We start from the raw sequence: 16,800 nt of genomic DNA on the forward strand, positions 1-16,800 counted from the left end.
ATTTCTTGACGACCATAGAGCGTTGGAACCACCTGATCCCATCCCGAACTCAGCAGTGAAACGATGCATCGCCGATGGTAGTGTGGGGTTTCCCCATGTGAGAGTAGGTCATCGTCAAGATTAAATTCCGAAACCCCTATCTGCGTATGCAGGTAGGGGTTTTGTTTTTGCGCGTTAAAAAACAGGGTTGGCCGTTGCACATTTTGCACAGTTATTTTCAGCTCATGGCACTAGAATAGGCCCAACTTCTTCAGAATCAGAGCCTTTATGCTGGATCCGGTTGACGCCCCAGGGCTGTCAGAATTACCACTAGAAAATCTGGTTGCCTGCCATGAGTGCGATTTGCTCATGCGTAAACCCGAACTCGCCCATGGTGAAAAAGCCCTGTGCCCGCGCTGTGGCTACGAGCTTTATGCCAATAGGTATAACGTCGTACAGCGCAGTCTCGCCTTGGTCATTGCAGCCTTGTTGTTGTTTGTCCCAGCGAACTTTTTACCCATCATGCAACTCAATCTACTCGGGCAATCTTCGCACGACACTGTCTGGAGCGGCGTTGTCGCGCTTTTTGAAACAGGCATGCAAAGCGTTGCAGTGATTGTGTTCCTGTGCAGCATGGGGATTCCGCTGCTCAAGTTACTGTGCCAACTGGCCGTATTGTTGAGCATCCGTTTTGATGTCGGACGCAGCTACGGCTTGTTGCTCTATCGCATTTATCACCACATACGAGAATGGGGGATGCTCGAGGTCTACTTCATGGGCGTACTGGTGGCGATCGTAAAACTGGCAGATATGGCAGCCATCACCATCGGCCTCGGCCTGGCGTGTTTCATTGGTTTGTTGCTGATACAAGTCTGGCTGGAGGTCGTAATGTCACCTCACCAGATCTGGCAAGCGTTATCAGGAGAGGATGCCCATGCGGGCGATTGATGCAGGCATTCTGATTTGCAAGGAATGCCATGAATTGAATAGGCAGGAAGCCGATACCGATGAGCAAGTCTGTACGCGCTGCGGGGCGCTGGTGCATGCCCGTAGCCCCAATAGTCTAGTGCGGACCTGGGCATTGCTGATTACCGCCGCCATTCTTTACATTCCGGCCAATTTGTTGCCGATCATGACCGTGAACTCATTAGGCAAAGGCGCGCCCAGCACGATCATGGCTGGTGTGATCGAGTTGGTGCACTACGGAATGTTCCCCATCGCGGCCGTGGTGTTTATCGCCAGTATCCTGGTGCCCACCTTCAAGCTGGTTGGCATCGCCTTGCTGCTGTTTTCCGTGCAGCGCCGCCAGCCACTTTCGGCCCGCCAGCGTATCTGGATGTACCGCTTCATCGAGTTCATCGGTCGCTGGTCGATGCTCGATATCTTTGTGATCGCCATCCTGGTGGCGGTCGTGAATTTTGGACGGCTTGCCAGCATTGAAGCCAATCTTGGCGCCATCGCTTTCGCCACTGTGGTGATTCTGACGATGCTTGCCGCTGTAACTTTCGATCCCCGACTGATTTGGGATAACACGGAGTCGGACGACGACCATGACTGATTTGCCTGTAGCGAAAACCCGACCGGCCTCGAACTGGTCTGCCATTTGGGTGTTGCCCCTGATTGCCTTGATCATTGGCGGCTGGCTCGGATGGCGTGCTTACAACGAGACCGGCATCGAGATTCAGGTGCGTTTTGAGAGTGGCGAAGGCATTCAGGCCAACAAGACGGAAGTCGTCTACAAGGGCATGTCGGTCGGCAAGGTCAAAAGCCTCAAGCTCGATGATGAGGGCAGTTCCAAGGGGGTGATTGCCAGCATCGAGATGAACAAGGACGTGGAGCAATACCTGCGCACCAGCACACGTTTCTGGCTGGTCAAGCCGAGCGTAACGCTGGCCGGTATCACGGGCCTTGAAACGCTGGTTTCGGGCAACTATGTTGCGATCAGTCCGGGTGAGGGTGAACCGATTCGCAAGTTCAAGGCCCTGGCTCAGGAGCCACCGCTCTCCGATGCCCAGCCAGGTCTGCACCTGACCATCAAGGCCGATCGCCTGGGGTCGCTGAACCGTGGCAGTCCGGTGTTCTACAAACAAATCAAGGTGGGCCAGATCAAGAGCTACGTGCTGTCCGAGGACCAGAGCACCGTCGAGCTCAAGGTCTTCATTGAGCCGACCTACGCCAAGCTGGTGCGCAAACACACACGATTCTGGAACGCCAGCGGCATTAGCATCGACGCCAATCTGTCCGGCGTGAAAGTGCGCAGCGAATCGTTGGCCAGCATCGTCGCCGGTGGTATTGCGTTCGCGACGCCTGAAAACCGCAAGGACAGCCCGCCTACCGACCCGAGCCTGCCATTCAGACTCTACGAAGACTTCGATGCGGCGGCGGCCGGTATCCGGGTCAAGGTCAAGCTCAGCGACTTTGAAGGTTTGCAGGCCGGGCGTACACCGGTGATGTACAAAGGCATTCAGGTCGGCAATCTCAAGGCGCTGAAGGTCGATCCTGATCTGTCCGGGGCCACCGCCGAATTGACGATGGACCCGTTGGCCGAAGATTACCTGGTGGACGGTACGCAATTCTGGGTGGTCAAACCGTCGATTTCCCTGGCGGGGATTACCGGCCTGGAAGCGCTGGTCAAAGGTAACTACATCGCTGTGCGTCCGGGCGACAAGGGCGCCGCCCCTCAACGCGAATTCGTGGCACGGCCCAAGGCGCCACCACTGGATCTGCGTGCACCGGGCCTGCATCTGGTGTTGTTCACCGAAAACCTTGGTTCGCTGGAAGTAGGCAGTCCGGTCCTCTACAAGCAGGTCAAGGTCGGTTCGGTACAGAGTTATCAGTTCTCTCGCACCAAAAAGCAGTTGATCATCGGCGTGCATATCGAGAAGGAATACGAGGATCTGGTCAACGCCTCGACACGCTTCTGGAATGCCAGCGGCATCACGCTCACGGGCGGACTGACCGGTGGGATTCAAGTCAAAAGTGAATCACTGCAAAGCTTGATGGCCGGTGGTATTGCGTTTGAAACACCCGAAGCCAAGGCGCCGCTACAGAAGCGCATTCCACGTTTCCGCTTGTTCGCCAGCCATGACGATGCCACGCAAAAGGGTGCGGTGATCAGCATCAAGATAGACCGCGCCGATGGTTTGCGTACGGGCACGCCAATTCGCTTCAAGGGTCTGGATGTCGGCAAGATCGAGGACGTTGACCTCAGCGAGGATCTGCAATCGGTATTGCTGACCGCGCGGATTACCGAAGTGCCGGAGCGCATCGCCCGGGTCGGTAGTCAGTTCTGGGTGGTCAAGCCTGAACTGGGCCTGATCAAGACGTCCAACCTCGAAACCCTGGTGACCGGGCAATACATCGAGGTGCAACCGGCACCGAAGAATCTGGGGCCGCAGAACAACTTTGTCGCTTTGCCCACGGCGCCGGAAACTGCCAAACAGGAAGCGGGATTGAGTCTGGTGCTCAGTGCCGCTCGTCGTGGTTCGCTGAAGGCCGGTGTGCCGGTGACGTATCGCGAAATCACCGTGGGCAAGGTGACTGGCTATGAACTGGGTCAGACCGCTGATCGTGTCCTGATCCATATCCTGATCGAGCCGAAGTACGCGCCACTGGTACGCAGCGGCACTCGGTTCTGGAACACCAGCGGTTTCGACTTTGATGTTGGCCTGTTCAGGGGCGCAACGGTGCGTACCGAGTCCCTGGAAACGATGATTCAGGGCGGTGTCGCCTTTGCTACACCAGACGGAGAGCGCATGGGCAGCACGGCGCTACCCGAGCAGACGTTTGCGCTGTTCGACAAGTTTGAAGATGAATGGCTGACCTGGGCGCCGAAGATTTCGCTGGGTAAATAACAGGGAATTGATTGGGCGTCTGTGATGACGCCTTCGCGGGCAAGCCCGCTCGTACATTTGATCGAATGTCTTCAGGGACAACCCAATCACCCTTGTGGGAGCGGGCTTGCCGCGAAGAGGCCCTCAAACCCACCGAACCTCTAACCCGGTGCCCACAAAAAAGGCCGCGACCCATTGGATCGCGGCCTTTTTTATTGTCTTCGATTCAAGCCTCAGACCGCATCCAGCTCCGGTTCATCCGCTTGTTCGCTGACCGTCGCCTTTACCTGATCGTGACGACGAATGTACTTCCAGTCCGCCTCGTCGATGTAAATGCCGGCCGGGCCGCTGCCGCCTTCGAGGTCGATGGCGACACTGGCGCAGACCTGCGGCTTCACGCTCGCCAGGATCGGCACGAAGCCCAGTTGCAGGCTGGTTTCCAGCAACGCGGCCTGGTTCTTCTCGTCGATGTCCGCCGCCTCGTCGAGGTAGTACGGCAAGCGCACACGCCCGGCCTGGTCACGGTCCATCAAGTGCAGCAACAAGTACATGTTGGTCAGCGCCTTGATGGTCATGGTGGTGCCGTTGGACGCTGCACCGTCGATGTCGGTGTGGATCACCGGTTGGCCGTTGACCTTGGTGATTTCGAATGCCAGTTCGAACAAGTCCTTGAGGCCGAGCTGGTTGTGGTTGGCTGCCACCAGCCGCGCCAGGTATTCCTTGGCCTCTTCGTTCTTGTTGTCCTGTTCAGCGCTCTGGCTAAGATCGAATACCGACAGGGTTTCGCCTTCCTCGTACTGACCGGCGCTGTGGATGATCTGGTCGATGTGCTTGAGCGCTTCCTTGTTCGGTGCGAGCACGATACGGAAGCTCTGCAGGTTGGAGACCTGACGCTTGTTGATCTCGCGGTTGAACAGTGCCAATTGGTGTTCGAGGCTGTCGTAGTCGCTGCGGATGTTGCGCAGGGTCCGGGCGATGTCCGTCACCGCGGCGCGGCGAGCCTTGCCCAGGGTCAGGGCTTCGTCGGTACGGTGCGCATAGGCGTTGATTAGCAGTTGCAGGCGACGCTCCATATCGTCTTCGCTGTCGAACTTGGCCACGCCTTTGAGGCGCACCTGAGCGTACAGCGCCTCGATCTGGCCGTCTGCCCGCAGCAGGCCCTGCCAGCTGTCCTGATAGTCGTTGAGCAGTGGCAGCAGGTTGTCCATGGAATCGTCGATCGGGTCCATGAACGGTGTGCCGAACGGCAGGTCCGCCGGCAACAACTGACGGCGGCGCAGGGCATCGTCAAGTGTGCGTTGCTTGGCTTCCATGTCGCCGATCTGACGACCGACCAGTTGCAGCTTGGCCGACAGTTGCTGGACGCGCTCGGTAAAAGCATCGCTGGAACGCTTCAATTCGTCCTGAGCGGCTTCCATCTGTGCCATCTGTTCCAGCTTGTCGCCTTCCTCGGCGCTCAGGGTTTGCGCGCGACGGAAATCTTCCAGGGCTTTCTGCGCATCCAGCACTTGCTGGTACAGCACTTCGGTCTGGGTCTTGCTCGCGGCGCGGTCGGCAGCCACTGCTTGCTGGGTTTTCAGTTGCTTGAGTTCTTTTTCCAGGCGCTCTTTCTGGTCGCGCAGGGCCGCGCGGTCAGCCAGGGCCTGTAACGCCGGTGGTTCGATGTGCGAGATGTCGATGGACAGGCCCGGCACTTCGAAACGCTCACCTTTGAAGCCGTCGAGGATCAGCTCAACGGATTTGACCCACTCGCCGTTGTCGTCGAGGGTGATGCCATGCTCACCCAGCGGCAGGCTGAACAGTGCGCTGTTGAACAGGCGCATCAGGCGTTCGACGTCCTGCTGCGAGAACTCCTCGCGCAGACGGGCGTAGCTGTTGTTGTCGGCGTGATCGAGTTGCTGCTTGACCGACTTCAGGCGTTTTTCCAGATCGCGCAGGCGCTCGTCCAGATCCTCGGCGCTGAACTGGCGGGACTGTGCCAGTGCACCGGCCAGTTCGTCGTGGGCATCCTTGGCGGCCAGCAATTGCTGTTCCAGTACCTTGACGTCATCGACCAGGGCAAAGCGATGCTTGAGTACCGACAGCTCGCCGAGCCAGCGCTGGATGCCGGTGATTTCCCGCTCCAGGCGCATCAGTTCCTGAGTGCCGCCGCGCTGGTCGTTTTGCAGGGCGTCCTGTTCGTTGCGGTAGTGCTCGGCCTGAATGGTCAGCTCTTCCTTGCGCGCACTGGCGTAGTCCGACCAGGTGCCCAGCAGCGAGTCGAGCAGCGGCGAGATCCGGTGCAGCTTGCCACGCAGGATGTCACGTTGCTTCACACCGTTGGCCAGGGCTTCGACCAGTGGGCCGGCGGCGACCAGCGAGTTGTAGTCCTGCTCCATGCGGCGTACATCGCGGAACGCTTCTTCGCACGCGGCAATGTAATCGACGCTGCCGGAACGCAGGCTGTGTTCGAAGGCATCGAGGAACAGTTGCTTGAGCTTGGCCGCGGTGATTTCGCGCATATGCAGCAGGTTGATGAACAGCGCACGGAAGGTCTTCAGGCTCTGCTCGCTGGTGGAACGCAGCGGAATCAGTGTCAGGTCCAGCGGGATCGAGGTGTGACCACCGACCAGCAGGCGGCGCAGTTCGTCCGGCTTGAGCTCGTAGGCTTTCAGGCCCTCGCGCTCAAGGTTGGTGAACAACTCCTTCTGACGCAGGCAGGTGTCGTTTTTCTGGTAGTGGGCCAGGTCCAGTTTGCCGGCATAGGCAAAGAACTGGTGACCAAAACCGCCACCCGGGCCGCGGCCGACCACACCAATAACATGTGGACCATGGGGCAGGTTCACTTCGACCAGGATGTAGCTGGTGTCCGAGGCGAAGTAGAAGCGCCGGGATTGTTCCAGGCTGTACTTGCCGAAGCTCATGTCCGACATGCGCGCGAGGATCGGGAACTGCAAGGCGTTGATCGAGGCGGATTTACCGAGGTTGTTCGCGCCGTACACCGACAACGGTTCTTCCAGCGGAAACAGGCCGAGGCTGTAGCCGGCGGTGTTCAAAAGGGCAAAGCGGCGGATGCCGTAACGTTCCTTGCTCATGCGTCGAGCTCCTGTTCTTCGGCGATGGCCCGGGCCAGGGCGTCTTCTTCGCTTTCGTCTGCAAACTCCGCCAAGTCGAGCGGGTCATCGGTCTGCAGCAGTTTTTCGTCGCTGTCTTCGTCGATCAGCACCGGCACCGGCAACGGCAGGACGCTGTGCAGGCTGGCGGCCAGATCGCGGTCCTGCTGCACCGACAGGCACACGTCGAGGAAGCGGTGCATCGGCGGCAGGAAACGGTAGATGCCGTTTTCTTCGCTGGCGAAACCGAGCTGGGTCATGCGGCGCATGATTTTTTCTTCGAGCTCGTCCTGGGTCTGTACTTCGGCCTGGATGAACAGGTCGCGGTACTTTTCCAGCAACGACGGCAGCTCATCGCGGCCGAGGCTGCCGCCATCGAGTACGGAGATCGGGTCGCGGCCCTGATCGGCCAGGTGCTCGACGAGGATGAAGGTGAACAGCGCCAGACGCTGGGCGGTCTTGTTCACCGCCGCCGCCGCGAGGTCGGGCACGAAGTAGTAGAAACCGCGGGTATCGCAGACCAGTTCAAAGCCCAGGGCCTTGAACAGCGTGCGGTACTGGTCCTGGAAGTTCGACAGCTGTGCGTACAGCTCAGGATCGCGGCGGCTGACGTGATAACCCTTGAACAACTCGCGAAAGATCGGCGCCAGCTGAGACAGTTCGGAAAGATCAAGATGCATGAGGAATGCTCGCAGAATTCTCGGCGACATCGCTGACCGAGAGCAGGGCGAAGGAGCGCAGGCTGACCTGGTGCTCGTGAGTATGGTATTCGCGACGTTCCAGACGCTCGCGCTTGAAGCGTTTTTCCCGCGACAGACGCGAGAACCAGTACAGCAATTCGTCGGTGGCGCCGTCCGGTTCCTGCTCCAGCAGCCAGGTCATCAGGTCCGGCATCGGCAGGGCGTCTTCGCAGCGTTCGAGCATTTCCCGAACGGTGCGTGGCGCCCGTGGCGCTTCGCCTTTCTGGGTCTTGTGCGCCTTGGGGAAACGCGCCGGTTTCGGTTCGAAACGCGCCAAGGCGTAAACGTAGGCTTCGACCTGACTGGCGCTGCCCAGGAAGGTGCTTTGCGGGCGGGTGAACATCGGCATGGCCGCTTGTGGCACGGCGTCGATGCCCTTGCGACGGATCATCGACAGGGCCAGCGCCGCGCCACGGGTCACGGCGTTGTGCCGGCGCGCTTCTTCACGCAGCGGCAGCAGCAGTTCGCGGGCATGACGCAGAGTCAGTTGGGCGCTGGTCTGCATTTCGAGGATGCGCGCGTGGGTACGCAGCAGCATGTCATCGTCGACCAGGTGGCCGAGGCGCTGCTGTTCGCTGAGCATCTTCAACAGGACGGTTTCGACCTTGCGTACGCCCTGTTCGAAGGCGCCGTCGGCATTCACCAGATCAATCATCGGCTCGACGTATTCGTCCCAGGTCGCCAGCACTTCAGCGTAACGCTGGCGCAACGGAATCTGCCGGTCGCTGGTTTTTGCCCGTTCGGCGACTGCCACCAGTGCCTGTTCGTCGTTATCGAGCTTTTTCAGCACGTCACGTACGCGCATGTCGAGCAAGCGTAATTGGCGCGCCAGGTCATTGCCGTCGCGAACATCGAACGCATCCTGGATGTAACCGGCCAGACGCTCGAGGTGGCGCAGGTAGGCTTCGATCTCCAGGCACAGTCCCAGACGGTGCTCGCGGCGCAGATAGGCGAGGAAGTCGTGAATCTGCGCATTGAGCTCGAACCGGTTCGGGCTTTTGGCCACGGGAACCAGAATATCGAGGCGAATCCACACATCCAGCAGGCTGGTGATGTCCTGTGGCGTACTGTCGAGTTGCTGGGCGGCCAGTTGCGTGCGCAGTTCGTTCAGGCTCAGTGTGCCTTGGTCGAAGTGCTCGCACAGTGGCTCCAGAAGAGCCCAGTGTTCAGCGAGGGCGCGCAAGACGCGCTTGGGTTCGATCATCGGAATGGCCGGCTGGTTGGCGATTAAAAGCCGCGATTGTACTGCATCGGGCGCGATGCGATTCAATCTCGGGACGGGCTGTCGCATTCTTTCGATAAAGAGCATCGGTCGAGGCTATCGATCAACAGCAAGCGATATTGAGCGAACGGCGGTAGAATCACCGCACTTTAGTTATCCACAAGTGGCCGACCTTTGCTTATCGAGTCCCGTCGTCGCGCTTATCTGGCCGCCATGCAGGTGGTCAACTGGCTGCCGCGCACCGAATTGCCCTTTGCCGCGCCGTCGCGGCCCGAGCTGCTGGAGATCCCCGAGCCGGCTGTGGTCGCGCCTGTCGTGCCGGCTGTCGTGGCTGAGACGCCCGTGGCGCCAGTGGTCAAACCGGCCGAGCGAGTGAAGATCGAGGTGCCGCGGCCATCGCTGGCGAGCACTCGCACCGGTGCCAAACCGGTGGAAGAGGCCGAAGAGGCGCCGGTCGTGGTCAAGGCGCCTGTCGTGCCGCCGCCGCGTTTCGCCCTGCAATTGCTGCGGGCCGGGCGTTGCCTGCTGTTGGTGGAGTTACCCACAGGCGAATCCTTCCAGACTCGCGATCCTGCTTACCTGCTGCTCAAGGACATGCTGCGCGCCGCCGGTCTGCCGGACAGCCCGCAGATCGTCGGCGAGCCGGTGCGCTGGCCGTTGCTGGTGCGTGGCACGATGGACCAGGGCCCGGAAGCGGCCCGCGACTTCGTGCAGGGGTTTCTCTCGGTACGCATGGAAGAAACGCCGTGTGCCTGCCTGTGGCTGATCGGCCTGCCCGCCGTGCGATTTGCCGGCGAAGCGGATGCCGAGGCGTTCAATCGCGAGTTGCAGATAGAAGGCCTGGGCTCGGCCTGGGCAGTGCCGGGCCTGGAATTATTAATGGAAGAGCCACAGCGTAAGGCTGATGTCTGGCAAGCCATGCGTCGGCTGATGGCGCGCTGGAAAGAATCGAATGAGTGACGCAGTATCGTTTCGCCCGATGACCGAGGCGGACCTGGAAGCCGTATTGAAAGTCGAATACGCGGCCTATAGTCACCCGTGGACCCGCGGGATTTTCCTCGATGGCCTGGGCAAGTATCAGATCTGGCTGATGTTCGAGGGTCAGCAACAGGTCGGCCACGGGGTGGTGCAGATCATCCTCGACGAGGCACACCTGCTGAACATTACGGTCAAGCCGGAAAACCAGGGCCGTGGCCTGGGGCTGACTTTGCTTGAGCATTTGATGTCGATTGCCTACAAGGCCGACGCCCGGGAGTGTTTCCTGGAAGTGCGCGACAGCAATACCGCGGCGTTCAAGCTGTACGAGCGTTATGGCTTCAACGAGATCGGCCGGCGCCGGGATTACTACCCGGCGGTGGGCGGGCGCGAAGATGCGGTGGTCATGGCCTGTACTTTGGTGGATTGAGCGTAAAAAACTCTTCGCGAGCAGGCTCGCTCCCACAGGGGATTTGTGTCGTACATAAAACCTGTGGGAGCGAGCTTGCTCGCGATGAGGGCCTGCCAGACACCGAAGATCACCGCTTGCCGTCCATCGGATCGCGCCGCGCCAGTTCCTCCTCATCCAGACCATTACCACCACCAATATCGTCCTCATCGACGATGCTCAGGTCCCAATCCGCGCGGCTGTTATTGCCCGCTTCCAGGGCATCCCGGGCACCATCTTCACGGATCAGGGTTTCCGGGCTCATGTCGTCGTCGGTAGGTTGATGGTCGCTGGTCGAGGCGCCGGTCAGGCCCGCATTACGTACGCGCTGGCCTGGCATCAACTGCTCGCGCTCGCCGTCCGGCAGTTCGTCACCGATCCTGGCGCTGGGTTCTTCGGTTTCGAAATCCAGCTCACGCACCGAGCCCATGCGGTCTTCGTTGTCATCGACGGGTTCCGGTTGCACCGCATCGTACGGACGTCGTGAATCATTCATGGTAATTCCTCATACTGTGGGCCTTACTACGGTTGACCCACGTGGCTACCGAGAATTCCACCGGCATGGAGGCCCGTGTTGCGGATCAGGAAAGCATCTGCATTTCGCGCGTGACCCCGACGGACGGTTGTCAGTCAAAGTTGCGCATCATTCTTGAGGCTTCAAAGCATGAACGAATTACAAGATCTGATTGATAACAACGAGCGTTGGGCCGCTGCGATCAAGGAGGAAGATCCTGACTTCTTCGCCAAGCTGGCGCGCCAACAGACCCCGGAGTTCCTGTGGATCGGCTGCTCCGATGCGCGGGTGCCGGCCAACGAGATCGTCGGCATGTTGCCGGGTGATCTGTTCGTACACCGTAATGTGGCCAACGTCGTGCTGCACACCGACCTCAACTGCCTGTCGGTGATCCAGTACGCGGTCGATGTACTCAAGGTCAAACACATCCTCGTCACCGGCCACTATGGCTGCGGCGGCGTGCGCGCCTCGATGCAGGATCGTCAGTTCGGCCTGATCGACGGCTGGCTGCGCTCGATTCGCGACCTGTATTACGAAAAGCGCGAAGAGCTTGCTAAATTGCCGACTGAAGAAGAGCGGGTCGACCGGCTCTGCGAGCTCAACGTGATCCAGCAGGTGGCTAACGTCGGTCACACCAGCATTGTGCAAAACGCCTGGCACCGCGGGCAGAGCCTGTCGATCCACGGCTGCATCTACGGCATCAAGGACGGTCGCTGGAAGAGCCTGAACGCCACCATCAGTGGTTTCGAGCAATTGCCGCCGCAGTACCGCCTGCGTCCGTTCGAGCCCCTATAAAACCCTTCAGCGCAGACTTTGCCGACGCCACTGTTGCAAAAACAGCTGGCCGTCGGCGTTTGGCGATTCATCGTAGCCGGTGATCCAGCCCCGGCAGTTGTGCGAACCGCAGCGGCAGGCGAATTGGCGCAGCAGTTTGTCTTCCGTGGCGGCGTAGTCCATCGACAGCCAGTCGCCTTTCTGAATGTCTTTCAGCGCCCATAACCACAATTCACTCATGTCGAGAAACACGTTCGGGTCGCAAGAGTGATGCAGCAGCCCGCAAAAGCGCGGGTCGTAAACATGCACCCCGGGCGCCAGTTGCCGTGTATGCCGGCAGCGATAGGGCAGCAAATGCCCCGAGGCCCGGCACATTCGAGTGATTCGCGGGAATTCGCTCCGGGCCGCAATGGCAGTGGCCTGGCCCTTGGCGTTTTCAATGATTTCAAAGTCGGCCAGGGACGGAAATCCCAGGCGAACAGGCAGCTCTGAAAAGGGATAAACACCTTGCGGCGACTGAGGGCGTTTTCCTTGAACGGCTTGAGCTTTCATAACGATCCTTGTCGGCAGGGTGCTGCGACTTCGGTCGGCTGACGATCCTGTCAGTCCTGCAGCACATGGGAGCGTCTTTAGGCTGTCGTAAAAACAACGGTATTTCTACTGTCATAACTGACAGCACAAATACCGTTCATCGTTTTGAAGGGCTGGTGCGGGGGGCTGAAGAGTCGCCCCCCTGGTTGTTTGCGTGATGGTGTTCGTCAGGTCTGTGTTACGGCATTACCGGCGGGGTATAGGCCAACGTCGTCCCCAGTGCCCACAGCAAAAACAGCACGATCGGCGTGTGCACCAGCAACTGCACGAACGAGAAGCCGATCAGGTCTCGCGCCTTCAACCCCAGCACGCCCAGCAACGGCAGCATGTAGAACGGGTTGATCAGGTTCGGCAAGGCTTCGGCGGCGTTGTAGATCTGTACGGCCCAACCCAGGTGATAGTTGAGGTCATTGGCCACCTGCATCACGTACGGCGCTTCGATGATCCACTTGCCGCCACCGGACGGAATGAAGAAGCCGAGGATCGCCGAGTACACGCCCATGAGCAGGGCATAGGTGTCGTGGGAGGCGATGCTGACGAAAAAGGTCGAGATGTGGTGCGCCAGGGTTTGCGCATCGGCGCCCTTGACCGTGGTCATCAATGCGGCGATCGAGCCGTACAGCGGGAACTGGATCAACACGCCGGTGGTGGTCGGCACTGCACGGGATACCGCATCCAGGAAGCTGCGCGGACGCCAGTGCAACAGGGCTCCCAGCATGATGAACAGGAAGTTGTAGGTGTTCAGCCCGGAAATCGCACTGATGGCCGGCTTGGTCGAAAACTCATGGAACAGCCATCCGGCGGCCAGCAATACCAGCAAAATCGTCAGCAGCGGGCTGTGTTCCAGCCATTCGCCGGGGCGGGTGCGCGGTTGCAAGGGCGGCAGGTTGAAGCTCGGGTCCACGCCGCAAGCCTCGGCGTCACGCGCCGAGTTTGGGCCGGGTGCAGTGGCGTAGGCGATGATCAGCGAGATCACGATCAAGACCAGCAACATGGCACCGGACTGCCAGAGGAAAATCGTCTGTGTGAACGGAATCACCCCGGTGATCGACAGAATCGATGGCGGCAGGCTACCCGGGTTGGCCTGCAATTGTGCGGCCGATGACGACAGGCCTAATGCCCACACGGCACCGAGACCCAGGTACGCAGCGGCGCCGGCGGCGCGGTAGTCCATTTTCAGATCGGTGCGGCGAGCGAGGGCGCGCACCAGCAGGCCACCGAACACAAGGGACAAGCCCCAGTTCAGCAACGAGGCGACCATGGAGATCAGCGCGACCCACGCCACGGCGGAGCGGCCGTTTTTCGGAATTTCCGCCAGACGGTCGATCAGTTTCACCGCCGGCGGCGAACTGGCGACCACATAACCGCCGATCACCACAAAGGCCATCTGCATGGTGAACGGGATCAGGCTCCAGAAACCATCACCAAAAGCCATCGCGGCATCGGTGGGCTTGGCACCCATGGCCATGGTGGCCAGGGCTACGATAATCACCGCCAGGGCAGCAAACACCCAGGAGTCGGGGAACCAGCGTTCGGCAAAACTTGAGCAGCGCAGGGCAAAGCGGGCGGAGCGGCTATCTTCGATATCAGCGGCCACGGGAGTACCTCGGATTTTTATGTTTGTTGTGGTCTTCGGGGCAGTAACCGCCCGTCTGGACAGACGCCAACATTAATTCAAGCGCGAGTTTTTTGCGGGGCTGATTTGTGGCTATGGGACTTTGGTCTAACGGGTTGTCCGCCAGCACGTTTGCGTAGACCATGGGCGCCTTGGTTTTTGCCTGTGCCAGAGTTCTTTTCATGACTGCCAACACCGATTCGCGTCCGGCGCCGTTCAGCCGCTCGGACTACAAGACCCTCGGGCTCGCTGCCCTCGGCGGGGCGCTGGAAATCTACGACTTCATCATTTTCGTGTTTTTCGCCCTGACCCTCAGTCAATTGTTCTTCCCTCCGGAAATGCCCGAGTGGCTGCGCCTGCTGCAAAGCTTCGGGATCTTCGTCACCGGCTACCTGGCGCGACCGTTGGGCGGCATCCTGATGGCGCACTTCGCCGACCGTCTGGGGCGCAAGAAAGTCTTCAGCCTGAGCATCCTGATGATGGCGTTGCCCTGCCTGCTGATCGGGATCATGCCGACCTACGCGCAAATCGGATATTTCGCACCCTTGCTGCTGTTGGGCCTGCGCGTCCTCCAAGGCGCGGCGGTGGGCGGCGAAGTGCCGAGCGCCTGGGTGTTCGTCGCCGAGCACGCACCCGTCGCCCATCGCGGTTATGCCCTGGGTTTCCTGCAGGCTGGGCTGACCTTCGGCTATCTGATCGGCGCCTTGACCGCGACCTTTCTGGCGCAGGCATTCACCCCGGCGCAAATCCTCGATTACGCCTGGCGTTACCCGTTCCTGCTGGGCGGTGTGTTTGGGGTGATTGGCGTCTGGCTGCGTCGCTGGCTCAGCGAAACCCCGGTGTTCATGGCCATGCAGGCGCAACGTGAGGCAGCCGACGAACTGCCGCTGCGCACGGTCCTGCGCGAGCATCGCCTGGCCATTTTGCCGGCGATGATCCTCACCTGTGTGCTGACCTCGGCCGTGGTGGTGTTCGTGGTCATCACTCCGACCATGATGCAGAAAACCTTTGGCATGACCGCCAGCCATACCTTCGCCTTGAGCGCACTGGGTATCGTGTTCTTGAACATCGGTTGCGTGCTCGCCGGGCTGCTGGTCGACCGCATCGGTGCCTGGCGCACGGTGATGCTCTATAGCCTGTTGCTGCCGCTGGGCATCGGCGTGTTGTATGCGTGCCTGATCATGGGCGGCGACTGGATCGGCCTGGCCTACGCCGTGGCAGGGCTGGCCTGCGGGGTGGTCGGTGCGGTGCCATCAGTGATGGTCAGCCTGTTTCCGGCGCGGATTCGCGTCTCGGGCATCTCGTTCACCTACAACATTGCCTACGCTGCGTGGGCGAGTATCACACCGTTGTTGCTGATCGGTCTGATGCCGTGGAGTCCCTGGATCTGCGTGATGTTCAGCGCGGTGATGGGCGCGGTGGGCGTAGGCAGCGCGGCGTACTTCGGTGCGCGCATGCCGAGAATTGCTGGCTATTCTGCCGCTGGCGCGCATTGATCGAGCGCGTCGTAACTTTTTTTGTAGGACAAGCCTGAAACACGCTTAAGTAAATGTTTCCAAGGCCGATGGTTAGGCTGTATATCGCTTTCTACCCCTGTCCATCGGTGCTTTCCCATGTTCAATAAACGCTTGAAGCAGGAGCTGTCGGCTCTTCGTGAAGAACTCTCCAGCCTCCAGCAAGTGAAGGAAAGTCTGGAAAGCGAGATGCTGGTGCTGACCCTCGACAGCGACGGGCGGGTCCAGTCGGTCAATCAGAACTTCCTCGGCGAAATGCACTACAAGAGCGGCGACCTGATCGGCCGACATATCGATGACCTCGTCCCGGATCACGTGAAATTCGACGAATTCCAGCAGCGCTTCAAGAACGCGTTGAACCGTGGCGAGCACTTCGCCGGCGCGGTACGCCTGTTGCGCGGCACGGGCCAGGAAGCGTGGTTGCGTTCGATCCTGCAGCCAGTGCGCTCGTCGGACGGTCGGATCAAGTGTTTCTCGATCTTCTCCAGCGACCTGACCCGCACCATCGAGGCCTCCCGCGAACACGAGAACCTGATCGGCGCACTGGTGCGCTCCACGGCGGTGATCGAATTCGACCTCAACGGCAACGTGCTGACTGCCAACGACCGATTCCTCAGTGGCATGGGTTACAGCCTGGCGCAGATCAAAGGCAAACATCACCGCACCTTCTGCCTGCCGGAGGATTACAACAGTGCCGAGTACCAGAACTTCTGGCGTCGCCTGAACGCGGGCGAGTACGTTGCCGACCGCTTCAAACGTGTCGACAGCCATGGTCGTGCGGTCTGGCTGGAGGCGTCCTACAACCCGGTGGTCGATGCCAACAACAAACTCTACAAAGTGGTGAAGTTCGCCACGGTGATTACCGATCAGGTCAATCAGGAGCAAGCCGTCGCCGAGGCTGCCAACATTGCCTACAGCACCTCGCAACAAACCGACCAAAGTGCTCAGCGCGGTAACGCTGTGGTGACCCAGGCCGTGGACGTGATGCGTGACTTGGCCAAACATATGCAAACCGCCGGCGACGGCATCGAAGCCCTGAACGAGCAGTCGCTGGTGATCGGTACCATCGTCAAAACCATCAGCGGCATTGCCGAGCAGACCAACCTGCTGGCGCTCAACGCGGCCATCGAAGCGGCGCGTGCGGGCGAACAGGGTCGAGGGTTCGCCGTAGTGGCGGATGAGGTCCGGCAACTGGCTTCGCGGACCAGCCAGGCCACAGACGAAATCGTCCTCGTGGTGCGGCAGAACCAGGACATGGCGCGCAACGCCGTAGCGTTGATGACCGACGGCAAGCTTCAGGCCGAGCAGGGCCTGGCACTGGCGGCGGAAGCGGGCACGGTGATTGTCGAGATCCAGGACGGCGCACAGAAAGTGGTCAATGCGGTGGGGCAGTTTGCCAATCAGTTGTCCAACTAGTGTTTGATCGTTAAGAGATCGTAGAGTGCAGCAACTCCTACAGGATGTACGCCAATCCAATGTAGGAGCTGCCGCAGACTGCGATCT

13 protein-coding genes, 1 rRNA gene and 2 pseudogenes are annotated in these 16,800 nt (G+C 59.9%); 10 read left to right on the forward strand and 6 right to left on the reverse strand.

All coding sequences use genetic code 11. From position 1 onward, the window contains the following. Positions 1 to 4 precede the first annotated feature (4 nt). From rrf to B0D71_RS19105, 4 genes are all read left to right on the forward strand, one after another. Positions 5 to 120, forward strand: a 5S ribosomal RNA gene (rrf, locus tag B0D71_RS19090). Positions 121 to 267: 147 nt separating this feature from the next. Beyond that, a complete protein-coding gene (locus tag B0D71_RS19095; RefSeq protein WP_103396150.1) occupies positions 268 to 927 on the forward strand; it encodes a paraquat-inducible protein A in 660 nt (219 codons plus the stop codon). Next, positions 914 to 1,537, forward strand: a complete 624-nt coding sequence (locus tag B0D71_RS19100) for a paraquat-inducible protein A (RefSeq protein WP_095945250.1) — start codon at positions 914 to 916, stop codon at positions 1,535 to 1,537. Before B0D71_RS19095 ends, B0D71_RS19100 begins: the two co-directional genes overlap by 14 nt. Beyond that, positions 1,530 to 3,833, forward strand: a complete 2,304-nt coding sequence (locus B0D71_RS19105) for a PqiB family protein (protein ID WP_103396151.1) — start codon at positions 1,530 to 1,532, stop codon at positions 3,831 to 3,833. The genes B0D71_RS19100 and B0D71_RS19105 overlap by 8 nt, the downstream gene beginning before the upstream one ends. 212 nt (positions 3,834 to 4,045) lie before the next feature. Here the strand turns inward: B0D71_RS19105 and mksF are convergent, their stop codons facing one another. Genes mksF through mksB form a run of 3 tightly spaced genes read right to left on the reverse strand, consistent with a single transcriptional unit; the run spans position 4,046 to position 8,848 of the window. Further along, positions 4,046 to 6,886, reverse strand: coding sequence for an Mks condensin complex protein MksF (gene mksF / locus B0D71_RS19110; protein WP_103396152.1), 2,841 nt, complete (start codon positions 6,884 to 6,886; stop codon positions 4,046 to 4,048). Further along, positions 6,883 to 7,584, reverse strand: a complete 702-nt coding sequence (gene mksE / locus B0D71_RS19115; RefSeq protein ID WP_103396153.1) for an Mks condensin complex protein MksE — start codon at positions 7,582 to 7,584, stop codon at positions 6,883 to 6,885. Before mksE ends, mksF begins: the two co-directional genes overlap by 4 nt. Continuing rightward, positions 7,574 to 8,848 (reverse strand): Mks condensin complex protein MksB, encoded by a 1,275-nt coding sequence (gene mksB / locus B0D71_RS19120; protein ID WP_165798736.1) that lies wholly within the window; start codon positions 8,846 to 8,848, stop codon positions 7,574 to 7,576. The genes mksE and mksB overlap by 11 nt, the downstream gene beginning before the upstream one ends. Positions 8,849 to 9,079: 231 nt before the next feature. On the opposite strand from mksB, the gene B0D71_RS19125 reads away from it, so the two are divergent. Then, positions 9,080 to 9,826, forward strand: a complete 747-nt coding sequence (locus B0D71_RS19125) for an energy transducer TonB (protein WP_103396155.1) — start codon at positions 9,080 to 9,082, stop codon at positions 9,824 to 9,826. Further along, positions 9,819 to 10,271, forward strand: a complete 453-nt coding sequence (gene rimI / locus B0D71_RS19130; RefSeq protein ID WP_085723975.1) for a ribosomal protein S18-alanine N-acetyltransferase — start codon at positions 9,819 to 9,821, stop codon at positions 10,269 to 10,271. The genes B0D71_RS19125 and rimI overlap by 8 nt, the downstream gene beginning before the upstream one ends. Positions 10,272 to 10,380: 109 nt before the next feature. On the opposite strand, the gene B0D71_RS19135 is transcribed toward rimI, so the two are convergent. Further along, complete coding sequence (locus tag B0D71_RS19135; RefSeq protein ID WP_103396156.1) at positions 10,381 to 10,785, reverse strand: serine kinase/phosphatase; 405 nt, start codon at positions 10,783 to 10,785, stop codon at positions 10,381 to 10,383. A gap of 168 nt (positions 10,786 to 10,953) precedes the next feature. Here B0D71_RS19135 and can point away from each other — a divergent pair, with 168 nt between their 5' ends. Continuing rightward, positions 10,954 to 11,598, forward strand: a complete 645-nt coding sequence (gene can / locus B0D71_RS19140) for a carbonate dehydratase (protein ID WP_103396157.1) — start codon at positions 10,954 to 10,956, stop codon at positions 11,596 to 11,598. Positions 11,599 to 11,604: 6 nt separating this feature from the next. Here the strand turns inward: can and B0D71_RS19145 are convergent, their stop codons facing one another. Both B0D71_RS19145 and B0D71_RS19150 read right to left on the reverse strand, forming a co-directional pair. Next, positions 11,605 to 12,129: an SET domain-containing protein-lysine N-methyltransferase gene (locus tag B0D71_RS19145; RefSeq protein ID WP_103396158.1), complete on the reverse strand. Its 525-nt coding sequence runs from the start codon at positions 12,127 to 12,129 to the stop codon at positions 11,605 to 11,607. Between the two features lie 217 nt (positions 12,130 to 12,346). Next, the gene (locus tag B0D71_RS19150) at positions 12,347 to 13,765 is read right to left on the reverse strand and encodes a short-chain fatty acid transporter (RefSeq protein WP_103396159.1); all 1,419 of its coding nucleotides are present in this window, start codon (positions 13,763 to 13,765) and stop codon (positions 12,347 to 12,349) included. Between the two features lie 200 nt (positions 13,766 to 13,965). Between B0D71_RS19150 and B0D71_RS19160 the strand changes: the two genes are divergently transcribed. From B0D71_RS19160 to B0D71_RS32415, 3 genes and pseudogenes are all read left to right on the forward strand, one after another. Beyond that, positions 13,966 to 15,279, forward strand: coding sequence for an MFS transporter (locus tag B0D71_RS19160; RefSeq protein WP_103396161.1), 1,314 nt, complete (start codon positions 13,966 to 13,968; stop codon positions 15,277 to 15,279). Positions 15,280 to 15,486: 207 nt separating this feature from the next. Continuing rightward, positions 15,487 to 16,125, forward strand: a pseudogene (locus B0D71_RS32410) (PAS domain-containing protein); the annotation flags it as partial. Positions 16,126 to 16,275: 150 nt separating this feature from the next. Beyond that, positions 16,276 to 16,713 (forward strand): annotated as a pseudogene (locus B0D71_RS32415) (methyl-accepting chemotaxis protein); the annotation flags it as partial. Positions 16,714 to 16,800: the final 87 nt, after the last annotated feature.

The sequence above is a fragment of the Pseudomonas laurylsulfativorans genome, assembly GCF_002906155.1.
GTDB classification, from domain to species: domain Bacteria; phylum Pseudomonadota; class Gammaproteobacteria; order Pseudomonadales; family Pseudomonadaceae; genus Aquipseudomonas; species Aquipseudomonas laurylsulfativorans.

Coding starts and splice junctions, on each gene's coding strand:
- B0D71_RS19160 (WP_103396161.1), top strand. CDS start 13,966: ATGACTGCCAACACCGATTCGCGTCCGGCGCCGTTCAGCCGCTCGGAC.
- mksB (WP_165798736.1), bottom strand. CDS start 8,848: ATGATCGAACCCAAGCGCGTCTTGCGCGCCCTCGCTGAACACTGGGCT.
- can (WP_103396157.1), top strand. CDS start 10,954: ATGAACGAATTACAAGATCTGATTGATAACAACGAGCGTTGGGCCGCT.
- mksE (WP_103396153.1), bottom strand. CDS start 7,584: ATGCATCTTGATCTTTCCGAACTGTCTCAGCTGGCGCCGATCTTTCGC.
- B0D71_RS19105 (WP_103396151.1), top strand. CDS start 1,530: ATGACTGATTTGCCTGTAGCGAAAACCCGACCGGCCTCGAACTGGTCT.
- B0D71_RS19135 (WP_103396156.1), bottom strand. CDS start 10,785: ATGAATGATTCACGACGTCCGTACGATGCGGTGCAACCGGAACCCGTC.
- rimI (WP_085723975.1), top strand. CDS start 9,819: ATGAGTGACGCAGTATCGTTTCGCCCGATGACCGAGGCGGACCTGGAA.
- mksF (WP_103396152.1), bottom strand. CDS start 6,886: ATGAGCAAGGAACGTTACGGCATCCGCCGCTTTGCCCTTTTGAACACC.
- B0D71_RS19145 (WP_103396158.1), bottom strand. CDS start 12,129: ATGAAAGCTCAAGCCGTTCAAGGAAAACGCCCTCAGTCGCCGCAAGGT.
- B0D71_RS19100 (WP_095945250.1), top strand. CDS start 914: ATGCGGGCGATTGATGCAGGCATTCTGATTTGCAAGGAATGCCATGAA.
- B0D71_RS19095 (WP_103396150.1), top strand. CDS start 268: ATGCTGGATCCGGTTGACGCCCCAGGGCTGTCAGAATTACCACTAGAA.
- B0D71_RS19125 (WP_103396155.1), top strand. CDS start 9,080: ATGCAGGTGGTCAACTGGCTGCCGCGCACCGAATTGCCCTTTGCCGCG.